Here is a 13,838-nt window from a genome sequence, read left to right as displayed (position 1 = left end):
TCTCTTGAAGCTTTCCACAATCGTTCGCGCCGCAGTCGTCGGCGCATGCGCTTCGTTGGTCCTGGCGGCGTGCACGCCGGGAGACAAGGCCGCTCAGTCGGGAACGCACGGCGATTCGGAGGTCACGATCGGCCTGACGTACATCCCCAACATTCAGTTCTCGCCCGTTTACGTTGCGGACGCGCAGGGAACGTACACAGATAACGGTGTCGTCCCAACAATTCGGCACCACGGGTCGCACGAGGGCTTTTTTACGGCGCTTCTGGCAGGTGAGGAGGATATCGTCATCGCGTCGGGAGACGAAGCGGCGGTCGCTGCCTCGCAGGGCCTCGATATCGTGTCGATTGGCCAGTATTACGCCTCCTACCCAGGCGCAGTGATCGTTCCAGAGGATTCCGACATCCACTCTCTTGCTGACCTTGAGGGCAAGACGGTGGGCATTCCGGGTGAGCACGGTGCGAACTACTATGCGACGCGCGCCGCCATGCAGGAAGCTGGTCTTAGCGAGTCGGACGTGACGATCTCTCCGATCGGATACACGCAGCAGGCCGCACTCGCGTCGGGTCAGGTCGACGCAGTCGTCGGCTTTACCAACAACGACGCCGTGCAGATGCGACTGGCCGGCCTTCAGATCCGCGAAATCACGCTGAACCCCACATCGACACCGCTGGTGAGCGCGTCCTTCATCACCACTCACAAGTGGGCGCAGGAGCACCCGGAACAGGCGCGCGCAGTTGTCGCGGCCACGACCAAGGCCATGAACGATATCGCTGCGGCCCCCCAGATCGCCCTCGACGCGACGAAGCAGTGGGATACCTCGTTGACCGACGAGGCGACGCTGTCCGCGGCGAACGCTGTTCTTGCCGCAACGGTTCCTCTCTGGCTGGGCGACACCGGGACTGCAACGGGGGCGCAAGACCTGGCTACCTGGGCGCAGATGGTCACCTTCCTCGATTCTCTCGGGGAGCTTGAGGGGTCGGTGGATGCGACGACACTCGCGACCAACGACTATGTGAGCGCCAACGATAGCGCGTCGCCTCAGTCCTAGACGGTGCGCCGTATGCTCAGGACGCGCGCGTTTCGCGTAGGGTAGGCGGGTGAGTACCGCTGTCAACGCTAACGTGCGCGTCCTCGAGCTTTTCGTCGAGCTCCTGGGCGCGCGTCCCGGGCGCACGAAGGCGCAATTGCGTGCTCTTCCCGGATATCAGGGGCTCGCGGACGATGCCTTCGAAACGCAGTTCCAGCGAGACAAAGACGCGCTGCGCGACGCTGGTGCCCACATGACGATTCACTCTGGGGAGCGTTACAGCATCGCCTGGGATTCTTTTGCGCCCGGCATCGAGGTGACGAGTACCGACCGTGCGCTCATGTCGCTGGCTGCACGCGCGTGGGATAGCAGCGAATTCTTCGCCGAAGCGATCGATGCGAAGGCGGCTGCAGCTTCCTCCGACGACGTTTCTGCTCCGACAATTCGCCTGGGGCTCACCGGCCTCGGGGCAGCCACCGTGTTGGCGCAGGCAATTCGCGAGCGGCGCGTGGTGTGCTTCGAATACCCGGGATCTCGCGAGCTCACAGAGCGCTCCGTCGAGCCGTGGGCCCTGTCGGTCCAGGGCCGCGCCTTGTACCTGTGGGGATGGGACCTCGATCGCGGCAGCGAGCGTACATTCCGTGTGTCGCGCATTCGCTCCCAGATTTCGTTCATCGGGGAACCGGGAGATGCATCACTCCCGCCCGAGGGAGCAGTGTTTCCGCGTGTGTCATCGTTCGTCTCTCCCGTCGTCGACGTGCGTGGGGACTCCACTGCACGTACGCTTCTCCATGGTTACGAGGCCGGGGCGGCATCTGAGGAGCACGGTTCGCCTCGGCATGGCTGGGAGCGCGTCGCGCTCGAAGGCGCAGAATTGGGAACGTGGATGGGTCGTCTTCTTCCCCTGGCATCTGACGTGGTCGTCGTATCACCTGAGTCCCTGTGCGACGCGATGTTGACGCGCCTGCGCGCGGCCGCCAAATGGGGTGAGCACGATGCCTGAGAACGTACAGTTGGCCGTTGTCCGCCTCGCTTCGATGGTGGCGTGGATGAGTGAGCACCCGGGCGCGAACGTCGATGAGATCGCAGCGCATTTCCATCGCACTCGCCGACAGGTGCGTCGTGATATCGAGTATCTAGCGTCCGTTGGAGATTCACTGCCCGGCGCGTCCTTCGAGCTCGATTGGGAACTCTACGAGCAAGAACAGCGCGTGTCACTACGCTCGACGCTGGGCGCTTCGGCGCCGCTGCGCCTGTCCACGCTAGAGGCGCAGGCTCTTCTCATCGGACTGTCTGCGATCACCCCGCTACTTGGCATGGATCTTGCCGCTCATGTTCCGCATGCCGCCCTCGTCGTCTGCGCGCTCGGGGGCCTGAAAGAGGCCGACGCCGAACAGCGTGTGGAGGCGATTCCTTCTCTGGCCTCGTCGAGCGAGAGCCTCGAGACCCTGCGCGACGCACTTCTGCGCGAAGAACGTGTGTCTTTCACCTACGTGTCCGCTTCTGACGTTCGCACGCGCCGCATCGTCGACCCGTGGTCGCTCGAGGCGAGCGCGAGCGGCTGGCTGCTGCGCGGCTGGTGCACTCGCGCGGGGGAGGCTCGCAGCTTCGCGGTCGTATCGATCAGCGACGTGCGCGGCGAGGGGCCACGCGTCGAGGAGCCGCGCCGCATGCGTCATGACGCACCCACCTGGACGCTCGACGTCGATCGCGATGCCCGGTGGATCGCCGACGAATACGACGGTCACATCGTCGCCGAGCTGGACGGCGGGGGAGCACGCATCACCCTGCCCGTCTGGAACGAACAGTGGGGCATGAGCCTCCTCATCGACATTGCCCCACACCTGCGCGCAGCAACGCCGGATATGCGCGACGAGGCCGCACGCCGTGCGCGCTCAGTTTTGTCGATCTGGACCCGAGAGGATGCATCGTGAGCGCCAAACGACGTCGACACCGCACCCGGGATACTGACCACGTCACCCAGCGCGAGGAGGAAGTCGGCCTCGGCGTGGGCAGTGCAGCCCAGCGCTACGCAGCGTACAAGGCCGAGGCGCAGGCCGCCTCGTCGCTACGCGCGCGCTGGGTCTCCACACTGAGCTTTACCCCGGACCCGTTCCAGATCCAGGCACTTGATGCCGTCGAGGCTGGCAGCTCCGTCCTCGTTGCTGCCCCCACCGGTGCGGGAAAGACGATCGTCGGCCAGTTCGGTGCCTACGTCGCCCTTGAGCAGGGAATGCGCGCGTTCTACACGACGCCGATCAAGGCACTGTCCAACCAGAAGTACCTGGAGCTGTGCGACCTGTACGGCGCGGACAACGTCGGCCTGGCGACCGGAGACACGTCGGTCAACTCCGGTGCCCCGGTCGTCGTCATGACGACAGAGGTCCTGCGCAACATGATCTACGCGGGCGCATCCCTGAACGACTTGGGCGTCGTCATCCTCGACGAGGTCCACTACCTGGCGGATAAGATGCGCGGCCCGGTGTGGGAGGAAGTGATCATTCACCTGCCCGCACACGTCGCGATCATCGCCCTGTCGGCGACGGTGTCGAACGCCGAGGAGTTCGGGGCCTGGATCCGGGAAGTGCGCTCCACCTGCGAGATCATTGTGTCCGAAAAGCGTCCCGTCCCGCTCTATCAGCACATGATCGTCGGCGAGGACATTTTTGACCTGTACGCGCCCGCCGGAAAGGGAAAGCTCAATCCCGAGCTTGTGGCAGCGACACGGGACTCCGGGATGCGCGGCGGGCGCGGCTCACGCTCGTGGAACCGCGAGGTTCGGGTTCGTCGTGAGTCGCGTCCTTCCACTCTCATTTCACTCGATCGCGCGCGGCTGCTGCCCGCCATCACGTTCATCTTCTCGCGAGCAGGATGCGAGGACGCGGTGCGTCAGATCCTCTCCACGCGCATCACGCTGACGACGCGCTCGGAGGCCGCAGAGATCGAGAGCTACGTGGATGAGGTCATCGCGCTTCTACCTCCCGAGGACGCCATCGTCCTCGGCGCCGAGGCGTGGAAACGCGGCCTCATGCGCGGCATTGCCGCTCACCACGCTGGCATGCTGCCCCTTATGAAGGAGAGCGTCGAGCACCTGTTCTCGCGCGGCCTTGTCAAGATGGTGTACGCGACCGAGACGCTCGCGCTCGGCATCAATATGCCCGCCCGCACGGTCGTCATCGAATCGCTGACAAAGTGGAACGGCTCGGCGCACGTCTCTCTGTCCGCCGGGGAGTACACGCAGCTGTCGGGTCGCGCGGGGCGGCGCGGTATCGACACCGAAGGGCACGCTGTCGTCTCACATCGTGGGGGAGTGGCACCCGAAGAGGTCGCAGCCCTCGCTTCGAAGCGCACGTACCCGTTGATCTCCGCGTTCACTCCGACGTACAACATGGTCGTCAACCTGCTCGCGCGATCGACGCGCGCCCAGACTCGCAAGGTCTTGGAGTCTTCTTTCGCTCAGTATCAGGCTGATTCCGCTGTCGTCGTGCTCGCTTCGCGACTGACCGAGCTGGAGGCTCAGCGCGATGCGACGGCTGAGGACCTGTCGTGTTCGCACGGTGATGTCCGCGAGTACCTGACGCTGCGCGACCAGTTGGGTCAGGCGGAGAAGTCCGGTGCGCGGGCACGCAAGCGCGAGGCACGAGATGAATTGCGGCGTCTTCTGTCCGGCGTGCGCCCGGGCGACGTCCTAGCGCTGACTCGTGGCCGCAAGACGCGCCTGTGTGTCGTTGGGGCGAAGGCCACCAGCGCCTCGGGCAGGGCCCAGGTCTCGGTGATCGGGGAGGACGCCACGTGGAGGGCCCTGGCCCCCGAAGACGTGCGCGGTGCAATTGCAGTCGTCGGCCACATGTCGATTCCCGGCGGATCTGCGCTACGGCGCACGAAGGAGCGCACGCGCATCGCTGGGGAGCTGCGCTCCGGCGCAGCCAAGGGTATCTACGAGGTCCCTGCGGAGCCTACGCAGGCTTCTGATCCGGTTTCGGCACTGCGTGTCGCGATGCGTCAGCATCCGGTTCACCGCTGCCCGCACCGCGAGGAGCACGCTCGGGCGGGCGCCCAGTGGGCGCGCCTTGCGCGCGAGATTGATCGTCTCCGCTCATCGATCGACTCCCAGACGGGTTCCGTGGCCGCCCAGTTTGACCGCGTCTGCGCGGTCCTCGAACGTCTCGGATTTTTGGCCGGAGATGAGGTCACAGACGCAGGGCAGCGCTTGCGACGAATCTTCGGAGAGCGCGACCTGGTCGTGGCCATGTCGATGAACGAGGGCACGTGGAATGAGCTCGACGAGGCGGAACTCGCGTCGATGGTTTCTGCGCTCGTCTACGATTCTCGCTCCGACGACGATGCGCAGCAGTTGGCCCCTGCGGGCGTGGGCATTCGACTGCAGGAAGCCTGGCACGAGAGCCTGGCAACCTTGGAGCGCGTGCACCGCGTCGAAAAGGCCTGTGGCTGTGACCTGACCCCGAGCCTTGACGCCGGTCTGATGGCCGCCACACTTGCGTGGGCGCACGGCTCGACGCTCGCCACTGCGATTGATGCCACGCCGATCCAGGCCGGGGACTTCGTCCGCTGGATGCGTCAGGTCATGGACTGCCTCGGTCAGATTGCGTCGGCGACGTCTAGCGGCGAGCTTGTACGTAAAGCCGAGGCCGCGAAGGACCGCATCGGTCGCGGTATCGTTGCATGGTCGACGATTTGAGACACGTGGAGGGCTAGTGGGGCATCAGGACATCTTGCGGCGCGCATCGTTCGCACACGTGTGCGGCGATTCGATCATCGCGGCGATCGCCGGTCTGGCGCTGTATGCGTCGTTTCCACCCGTAGGCTGGTGGTGGCTATCGGTGCCTGCCCTCGCCCTGTTTCTGTCGCGCATTGACGAGGCCAGGGCCCCGCGGGCGCTGACGGTGACCTTCGTGTTCGGCATGAGCTTCTGGCTTCCTCTCATCGACTGGATTCCGCTGGCCGTTGACACGACACCCCCGTGGTTCGTTCTGGCGCTCGTGCAGACGTTCTTCTTCATGGGATGGGTGGTCTTTACGCGCTGGACTCAGCTGTGGCGGTGGGCGCGCGGTCCGCTCGTCCAGGCGTTGTTGTTTGCGCTGACCTGGACAGGCGTCGACGCTGCTCGCTCACGCTGGCCGTGGTCGGGCTTTCCGTGGGGCTCTGTTGCTTTGCCTCAGGTGGATTCGCCCCTCGGCCATCTCGCACCCTACGGAGGCGCGACGCTCATCACCGCAGTCGTCGTATTTCTTGCCGTTCTTGTGCGCCGCGCCTTCGCGGCTCGCGACGCCGCAGTTCTACGCGAGCACTGGTTTTCGCGTCCGGCATTGGCACTCATCATCGCCGCCGCATACGTCGCACCCCTCGCAGTTTCTTTGCCTAATCAGGCGGAGAATGGCATGCTGCGCGTCGGCGTCGTCCAAGGCGATATCGCGCTGCCTGGGGCCGAGGCGTACAGCCGTGAGGGGGAGGTAACCGATAACAACATGCGCGCGTCCCTCGATCTCGCGAGTTCGCCGCAGGTCGCCGATCGCCCAATCGACATCGCACTGTGGGGCGAGGGATCCGTTGACCGCGATCCGCTTGCATTCCCTGCGATTGGCCAGGCCGTCGATCGAGCCGCCACGGCGCTGGATGCTCCGATCCTGATTGGCTACACGAATCTGAACGAGCGCGACCGCGTGAAGAACTGGCTGGCGGTGTGGGAGCCGGGCACGGGAATGGACGAGTCCGTCCGTTATTCCAAGCATGTTCCCGTTCCCTTTGGCGAGTTCATTCCTTTCCGGGACGTCATTGCTTTGTTCGCGACCGAGGTTGCTCAGGCCAGCAAGGACATGGAAGCGGGGGAGGAGCCTCCCCTGATGACGATCCAGGCGCGCGACGGGCGCAGCGTTCCCCTCGCCGTCGGTATCTGTTTCGAGGCTGCGTACCCCCTCGTGATCGGCGACGGCGTTGCTCGTGGCGGTCAGGCGATCGTCGTTCCCTCAAACAACTATCATTTCCGCTCATCGGGCGAGTCCGCGCAGCAGGGCCAGCTCTTGCGCATGCGCGCGATGGAGTATTCGCGCAGCGCCGTTCAGGCTTCCACGACCGGCCACTCGTACGTGATTCGTCCCGACGGATCGATTCTCTCGAGTACGGGAACCGAGGAGGCAGCAACGCTCGCTGCCGACATCCCGCTTCGCACCTCGCAGACGTTGACGGCTTTGGCGGGGGAGAGGATTCCAGGTGCCGTGATGGTGGCGACGCTGATCATCGCAATTCTCACCACCACAACAGTTATCGGACAAGGAATCAGTGCATCAGCGCGCGCCAGACGTGCGTCCGGCCACTAAGTTCGGCAAGATGTGAGTCATGACTGAATCGGTTCCTTCCTCTCCGTCACCATCCGGCGACCACACCCTGATCGTCATCCCAACGTACAACGAGATGTCGACGCTGCCGACGATTCTGGACGACATCTGGGCACACGTGCCGGGTGCGCACGTGCTGATCGTCGACGATTCGTCGCCAGATGGAACGGGGGAGTGGGTCGACAACCGACGCGAGGGCGAGGATCGTCTCCATGTCCTTCATCGCCCCGCGAAGTCGGGGCTTGCCACCGCGTACGTCGATGGCATGGGCTGGGGCATCGGCCACGGATACCCCTTCATTCTTCAGATGGATGCGGATGGGTCGCATCGTCCCGTTGACCTGCCGAAGCTACTCAGCCGCATGGCTGGTCCGGACCGTCCGGACCTGGTCATCGGTTCGCGTTGGGTGCCGGGCGGTGCCATCAACGGATGGTCGGCGAAGCGTGTCGCCCTGTCCAAGGCGGGCAATTATTATGTCCGTTTTTGCCTGGGTACACCCGTGCGCGACGCGACGGCGGGTCTGCGCCTGCACCGCGCGTCTTTCCTGAGTGAACACGAGGTTCTCGGTCGGGTAGCGACGACAGGATTCGGATTCCAGGTCGAAATGACCGAGCTGGAGCGCTCCCTGGGCGCTGTTATCGCCGAGGTTCCAATCACCTTCGACGAGCGCATGGCCGGTGAATCGAAGCTCGACTCGTCGATTTTCGTCGAGGAGCTCGTGATGGTAACGAAAGGCGGCCTGAGCCGACTGGCCCAGGCCGCACGACGGATCATGCCGAAGCGTTAGCCCTTGCGGTAGGAGCCCTCGGGACGCAGACGACCCTCGCGGTACGCTGTGAGCTGCTCGGTCAGAACGACCTCGAGCTCCTCAATCGAGCGACGCTCGAGCAGCATGTCCCAGTGGGTGCGCTGCGGCTTAACGGGCTTGTTTTCCTCATCCTCGACGGTTTCGCCGATGAGCTCGGCCGTCTGGCCACACTTGCATTCCCACGTCGCAGGTGCGGTGGCCTCGCTGGACAGCGTCACCTCGAACTCGTGGCCATTGGGGCACGCGTAACGAACGATGAAACGGTCGGCGAAAACGACACCGTCCTCAGACTCGAGGGACTTCGCACCGATCTGCATGCCACGCAGTGCGCGGTCAGCCATAACAGCCTCCTGAACAAAAGAACGAAACGGGTCCATTCTATCTGACACGTCAAGCGGAACGCTCCCACGACCTCGTCCCAACCCCACCCCACGATCCGATAATGTACATTATGTCCGATATCCTTTATCGACCCCTCTCCGACCACGCGGTACAGTTACACCCATGACGACAGACCATGACGCGCGCTCGCAGCGCCCTCCCGCCATCCGAGAGACCATCGTCCTCGCGCTGGCGTGCCTGTCATATTCAATTCTGTCATTCCTTGCGAAGGCTCCGGAATCCGTCGCTGTCGCGCATGCGCACGACGTCGCCGCCTTTGAGTCCCGCTTCGGGCTATTTATTGAAGGTCACGCGAACGCCTGGCTCACGACCCACCCGCTGCTCGCCTCACTTGCATCCACGCAGTATGCGATCTCATTCTTCGCGATGACGGGTTTCGCCATGATCGTCCTATGGCTGAAGGCACCGACCCACTATCGCGGCGCGCGGTGGACTCTCGTCATCATGACTATCGGAGCGCTCATCACCTACTGGACCTATCCCCTGGCTCCCCCGCGCCTCGTTCCCGAGTTCGGGTTCGTCGATGCGGTCGCTGAGCACACGTCCGCATATTCTCAGCTGTTTGGCACGCTTGCGAACCCCTACGGCGCTATGCCATCGATGCACACGGGTTGGTCTGTATGGGTTGCAGTCATGCTCGGTACGTACGTCTGGCGCTCATGGTGGGCCCGGCTCATTCTCGCCGTCCACCCCGTTTTAACCATCGTGACAATCATCGCAACGGCCAATCATTATGTGGTTGATGCCATTGCCGGTTGCGCATACTTCCTGCTCGCCTGGCTCTTTGTCACCATTGCAAACAGGGCCTTACCGGGGAATGTGCGAACGCCCGGCGAGACGTCCTAGGACCTCCCCATTTTAAACGCTAGTGTGGGTGCCATGAGACTCGGAGTTGATTTTGGCACCACAACCACTGCGATCGCTATCGTCGACCGGGGGAACTACCCGATCGTCTCTTTCGTCAATAATCATGACGATACGGTCGATTTCGTTCCGTCTATCATCGCTCTTGACGGCGACCGCCTGGTTTACGGTTTCGACGCCGAAGACGCTGCCCGCGAAGGCGCTCCTCATCTGCGCTCCTTTAAGCGCCTGCTGTCCGATCCGTCGGTGACTGACACGTCCACGCTGCGCCTGGGTAATCACAGCATCTCGATCCTCGACGCGCTGACAGGTTTCCTCAGCTACGTCGTGCGCCAGCTGCGCACAAATTCTTCCATCGCTTCGCTGCCGGATTCAGAGCCGCTCGAGGCCCTCGTCGGCATCCCGGCGCACGCATGGTCCGCGCAGCGCTTCCTGACCCTCGAGGCCTTCCGCCGCGCGGGATGGGATGTCCTCGCGATGGTCAACGAGCCTTCTGCCGCAGGCTTCGAGTACACGCACCGCCATGCGGGCACACTCAATTCCAAGCGCACCGCAATCCTCGTCTACGACCTGGGCGGCGGCACATTCGACGCCTCCATCGTGTCCGCTACGGGCACGCTCCACGAGGTCAAGGGCTCGCGCGGCCTCAACATGGTCGGCGGCGATGACTTTGACGTCGCGCTCGCTACCCGCCTCGCCGCTGCCGCTGGGACCGACTCAGGCAAGCTCGGGGACGAGGCGTGGGAGCGTCTTATCGAAGACTCGCGCGATGCGAAGGAGACCCTCTCCCCTTCGACGAAGTTCATCACCGTGCCCGTCGATGGTCAGCCTGTGACGATTCCCGTCACCGACTTCTACGAGGCCGCCACTCCCCTGGTCGAGGCAACGATCGAGGCCATGGAGCCCCTGTTGGTGCCGGACGCATCCGGAGTTGGCCAGCTGGGCGGTGACATCGCCGGCCTCTACGTCGTTGGCGGCGGTTCGCAGCTGCCTCTGGTTGCCCGAGTGCTTCGTTCGCGCTTTGGCCGCCGCGTGCACCGCTCGCCGCACACGGCAGCTTCAACCGCGATCGGCCTGGCCATCGGCGCCGACCCCGAGGCCGCGTACACGGTGCGCGAACAACTCTCGCGTGGCGTCGGCGTCTTCCGTGAGCGCGAGGCCGGCTCATTCATCTCGTTCGACACGCTCCTGGAGCCGAACACTGAGCTTGCTCCCGGCGAGACCCTGACGATTAAGCGCCGCTACCGCGCCGCGCACAACATCGGATACTTCCGCTTCGTCGAGTATTCGTCGTTCGACGAGGCCGGGGTGCCCCGCGGCGACCTGCAGCCCTACGGCGAAGTGATCGTCCCCTTCGATCACTCCCTGCGCCGCTCCGACATCGATCTCTCAGTCGTTCCCGTCATCCGCACCGAGGATGGACCTCTCATCGAAGAGTCCTACATTGTCGACGAAAACGGCATGGTCACCGTGGAAATCACGGATCTGGAGGCCGCTTACACCGTGACGCGTCCTCTCGGCCGTCGTTAGTCGCGCAGGCGGCGCACGCCGCTTGATAAGTGTGGGGCCCAGGCACGATGCCTGGGCCCCACACTCACGTTAAAGACGCGTGTCAGGAAGCTGAAAGCTTCGAACGACGACGCTCAGCGAGCTCGTCGACGAACGCGGGCTCGGAACGCTCAAGGGGAAGCTCCGCGAGCGAACCCTCGACCTCGCGCCAGACGCGGCCCACGGCAATACCAAAGACGCCCTGTCCGCCCTGCAGAAGATCGATGACCTCATCGGTAGAGGTGCACTCGTAGACCGAGGCTCCGTCGCTCATCAGCGTGATGGACGCGAGGTCATCCACTCCCCTGTTCTGCAGCGACGAGACGGCAACGCGAACCTGCTGGAGAGAAACGCCGGCGTCCAGGAGCTTCTTAACGACCTTCAGGACCAGAATGTCACGGAAGGAGTAGAGACGCTGCGAGCCGGAGCCACGCGCGGCGCGGATCGACGGCTGCAGCAGACCAGTGCGAGCCCAGTAATCGAGCTGACGGTACGTGATACCGGCTGCGCTGCATGCAACGGGACCACGGTAGCCCATCTCGTCCGTGTCGAGCCCCTCAAGGGGATCACCGAACAGCATGCCTTGCCGGCTTGCGGCGTTCGCTTGTGCGCTCACTCGGGGGCTCCTTGTAGGTAAGACGTGATGAGAACAGGACTACGGTAGAGCACGAGCGATGCTCGGTCAATGACCGACCCGGCGAGTCTAACCTTCATGTTGAACATGAGACTTAGTCCCCGTCCTCCGCCAGCGACGACACCGCCACCGCCAGCATGTCCCGGTGCAATTCGGCGAACAGGTCGCCCAGTTCAATAGCTCGGGCGCGCGCACGCTCACGGTCCGCGCCACGGCCTCGTCCCCTCTGAGAGGAAACCGTCTGGTCGATGATATCCGCACTACGTTCCGCGCCCTGACGAACGGCACGCAGCACACGAACATCCACCCCTGCAGATTCGAGACGCGCGATGGTAGAAACGGCTTGCACGCAGCGAGCAGGGAAATAACCGGCAAGATCCGGAGTGATCAGCCCAAGCCTCGCATAGCGCTCGAGAGTGTCCATATCGACGCCGGTCAGGTCCGACAGATCCGCGGCCGGAATGGCCCGGCGGCCCCCCAGCGACACCGTCTGCCCCTCTGAGGACACAACCTGTGCGACACGACGGCGCACGAGCTCATGACCGGCATCGAGCGCATCAAGCTGCCCGCGAATCACACTCAGCGGAGTGAAAGAATCGCGCTGCTCCGTCAGGACATAGCGCAGCCGCTCGACGTCGGCGGCCGAATACTTGCGGTACCCGGATCCGGTGCGAGCGGGTGAGACAAGGCCTTCGCTCTCCAGGTAGCGAACCTTCGACAACGAGATCGCAGGGAACTCGTCCTTCAGTGCATCGACAACACGGCCGATCGACAGCTCCGGCGAATGGTCCGCATCATGCGGCCACGAGGTCACTTCCTGCGCGGAAGCAACCACGTGACGACGTGCGAGAGCTGCGCACACGTCAGGCCTGCTTGGTCGACGGCTGATAGGTCAGACGATACTTACCGATCTGCACCTCGTCACCAGCGTGCAATTCGATCGAATCGACGCGTTCACGGTTCACGTACGTGCCGTTAAGCGAACCGGAATCACGCACGATGTGGCCACCGTTAGAAGCGATGAACTGGCAGTGCTTGCGCGAGACCGTCACGTCGTCCAGGAAAATGTCGGCCTTGGGCGACCGACCAGCGTTCGTCACCTCGGGATCAAGGAGGAAACGAGCGCCCGTGTTAGGGCCACGCTGGACGATAAGGAGAGCAGAGCCGGCGGGCAGCGCCTCGACGGCCTCACGATCGCGGGCGGACAGGGCAACGGGCGCCTCCTCGACGTCCTCCGTGACAGGCGCGAGGCCAAAGATGGAGGTTGCGGTCGGGTCAAGCGGCTGGTTGTCGGACATTGTGCGCTCCAAACGATCATTTCAGGGACTGTATTAAGTGTAAACGTTCACCATCCGACAAGCGCGGGCACGGTGACTACCCCACCGATTATACGGTGGGACCTCACTGGTAGGTGGCGAACTGGGGCGGACGCGGAGTCGCAATCGACTCGATCGTGATGTCCGTCGACGGCGTAATCGCCACATTGGCGCCCTTGGCGCGCATCTGCGCCGCCGAACCAGCCTGAATATCCAACGCCGTGGCGATCGTCTGAGGCTCCCCGATCACCTTCCACGTGTAGGGCGACGAAATGGGAATTCCATCGACCGCAATCGAGCCGGCCTGCCCGGTAAAGGACGACCGGGTCGAGAGGCGAATACCGTTGAGTTCGATAGCCTCAGCACCCGCATTGCGCAATTCGCCCAGCGTCATAACGAACTGCGTCGACGTCAGGTTTGCGCCGGCGTCGACGACCGAGACTGTCACGCCGGGACCGTGGACCGGCACTGTCCCCGCAGCGATCTGTGCCTGTGTTTCGGCCTTACGTGCCGCCTGCTCTCGGGCCTGTGCCTCATCGGCGGCACTGCGCAGGTCGTCGAGTTCGCTGGACAGTTCGCCACGACGCGTGCGCAGGTTTTGCTCCTGCGTGCCCAACTCATCAAGCACCGTAACGAGATCTTGTTCGGACAGTCCTTCGAGGGGGTCGGATCGCTGCGCCCTCACCTGCGTGACAAGAGCGAACCCCAAAATCATAAAGATCACGAGCATCACGACGTGCAGCCCACGGGGCAGCGCGAAGAACGCCTGTCGCGCCCGTGCCCACAGGCGCGGGCCGCTGTGTGGCTCACGGTGAACGCTGTGCCATCGGGGCGCGGGCTCACTCTCGGGCGCGGAGGGAACCGTCTCCAGGTTCTGTTCGCTCAT

The 13,838-nt window shown here is 63.8% G+C and carries 13 protein-coding genes; 8 read left to right on the top strand and 5 right to left on the bottom strand.

Going from position 1 to position 13,838, the window contains the following annotated elements:
- The first annotated feature begins 4 nt into the window (after window positions 1–4).
- The 6 genes from FOC40_RS06135 to FOC40_RS06110 are packed head-to-tail and all read left to right on the top strand — an operon-like array spanning window position 5 to window position 8,167.
- Window positions 5–1,048, top strand: a complete 1,044-nt coding sequence (locus tag FOC40_RS06135) for an ABC transporter substrate-binding protein (protein WP_419555122.1) — start codon at window positions 5–7, stop codon at window positions 1,046–1,048.
- A 49-nt stretch (window positions 1,049–1,097) separates the two neighbouring features.
- Window positions 1,098–2,030, top strand: a complete 933-nt coding sequence (locus FOC40_RS06130; RefSeq protein ID WP_039929787.1) for a helix-turn-helix transcriptional regulator — start codon at window positions 1,098–1,100, stop codon at window positions 2,028–2,030.
- Entirely contained in the window at window positions 2,023–2,961 is a 939-nt protein-coding gene (locus tag FOC40_RS06125) for a helix-turn-helix transcriptional regulator (RefSeq protein ID WP_003796698.1), read from the top strand. The genes FOC40_RS06130 and FOC40_RS06125 overlap by 8 nt, the downstream gene beginning before the upstream one ends.
- Window positions 2,958–5,726: a DEAD/DEAH box helicase gene (locus FOC40_RS06120; protein ID WP_003796696.1), complete on the top strand. Its 2,769-nt coding sequence runs from the start codon at window positions 2,958–2,960 to the stop codon at window positions 5,724–5,726. The genes FOC40_RS06125 and FOC40_RS06120 overlap by 4 nt, the downstream gene beginning before the upstream one ends.
- A gap of 16 nt (window positions 5,727–5,742) precedes the next feature.
- Window positions 5,743–7,362: an apolipoprotein N-acyltransferase gene (lnt, locus tag FOC40_RS06115; RefSeq protein ID WP_003796694.1), complete on the top strand. Its 1,620-nt coding sequence runs from the start codon at window positions 5,743–5,745 to the stop codon at window positions 7,360–7,362.
- A gap of 19 nt (window positions 7,363–7,381) precedes the next feature.
- Window positions 7,382–8,167 (top strand): polyprenol monophosphomannose synthase, encoded by a 786-nt coding sequence (locus FOC40_RS06110; RefSeq protein WP_039929785.1) that lies wholly within the window; start codon window positions 7,382–7,384, stop codon window positions 8,165–8,167.
- Here the strand turns inward: FOC40_RS06110 and FOC40_RS06105 are convergent.
- Complete coding sequence (locus tag FOC40_RS06105; protein ID WP_039929784.1) at window positions 8,164–8,529, bottom strand: RNA polymerase-binding protein RbpA; 366 nt, start codon at window positions 8,527–8,529, stop codon at window positions 8,164–8,166. The genes FOC40_RS06110 and FOC40_RS06105 overlap by 4 nt on opposite strands.
- 163 nt (window positions 8,530–8,692) lie before the next feature.
- On the opposite strand from FOC40_RS06105, the gene FOC40_RS06100 reads away from it, so the two are divergent.
- Together FOC40_RS06100 and FOC40_RS06095 are read left to right on the top strand one after the other, a co-directional pair.
- Window positions 8,693–9,436, top strand: a complete 744-nt coding sequence (locus FOC40_RS06100) for a phosphatase PAP2 family protein (RefSeq protein ID WP_003796689.1) — start codon at window positions 8,693–8,695, stop codon at window positions 9,434–9,436.
- 33 nt (window positions 9,437–9,469) lie between these two features.
- Window positions 9,470–10,984 (top strand): Hsp70 family protein, encoded by a 1,515-nt coding sequence (locus FOC40_RS06095; protein WP_003796687.1) that lies wholly within the window; start codon window positions 9,470–9,472, stop codon window positions 10,982–10,984.
- An 82-nt stretch (window positions 10,985–11,066) separates the two neighbouring features.
- Here FOC40_RS06095 and FOC40_RS06090 read toward each other — a convergent pair whose 3' ends face one another.
- From FOC40_RS06090 to FOC40_RS06075, 4 genes are all read right to left on the bottom strand, one after another.
- A complete protein-coding gene (locus FOC40_RS06090) occupies window positions 11,067–11,618 on the bottom strand; it encodes a MerR family transcriptional regulator (RefSeq protein ID WP_034466881.1) in 552 nt (183 codons plus the stop codon).
- A gap of 112 nt (window positions 11,619–11,730) precedes the next feature.
- Window positions 11,731–12,471, bottom strand: a complete 741-nt coding sequence (locus FOC40_RS06085; RefSeq protein WP_003796685.1) for a MerR family transcriptional regulator — start codon at window positions 12,469–12,471, stop codon at window positions 11,731–11,733.
- A 28-nt stretch (window positions 12,472–12,499) separates the two neighbouring features.
- Window positions 12,500–12,934: an FHA domain-containing protein gene (locus FOC40_RS06080; protein ID WP_003792423.1), complete on the bottom strand. Its 435-nt coding sequence runs from the start codon at window positions 12,932–12,934 to the stop codon at window positions 12,500–12,502.
- Window positions 12,935–13,037: 103 nt separating this feature from the next.
- Window positions 13,038–13,838, bottom strand: a complete 801-nt coding sequence (locus tag FOC40_RS06075) for a DUF881 domain-containing protein (protein ID WP_003796683.1) — start codon at window positions 13,836–13,838, stop codon at window positions 13,038–13,040.

Source organism: Schaalia odontolytica (genome assembly GCF_009730335.1).
In the GTDB taxonomy this organism is placed as follows: domain Bacteria; phylum Actinomycetota; class Actinomycetes; order Actinomycetales; family Actinomycetaceae; genus Pauljensenia; species Pauljensenia dentiphila.
This window is presented reverse-complemented; position numbering and strand designations above follow the sequence as displayed.

Bases quoted from the DNA above. Each gene is read 5' to 3' on its own strand.
- FOC40_RS06125 (WP_003796698.1), top strand. From the start codon at position 2,023: ATGCCTGAGAACGTACAGTTGGCCGTTGTCCGCCTCGCTTCGATGGTG.
- FOC40_RS06110 (WP_039929785.1), top strand. From the start codon at position 7,382: ATGACTGAATCGGTTCCTTCCTCTCCGTCACCATCCGGCGACCACACC.
- FOC40_RS06105 (WP_039929784.1), bottom strand. From the start codon at position 8,529: ATGGCTGACCGCGCACTGCGTGGCATGCAGATCGGTGCGAAGTCCCTC.
- FOC40_RS06100 (WP_003796689.1), top strand. From the start codon at position 8,693: ATGACGACAGACCATGACGCGCGCTCGCAGCGCCCTCCCGCCATCCGA.
- FOC40_RS06095 (WP_003796687.1), top strand. From the start codon at position 9,470: ATGAGACTCGGAGTTGATTTTGGCACCACAACCACTGCGATCGCTATC.
- FOC40_RS06080 (WP_003792423.1), bottom strand. From the start codon at position 12,934: ATGTCCGACAACCAGCCGCTTGACCCGACCGCAACCTCCATCTTTGGC.
- FOC40_RS06075 (WP_003796683.1), bottom strand. From the start codon at position 13,838: ATGAGCGAACAGAACCTGGAGACGGTTCCCTCCGCGCCCGAGAGTGAG.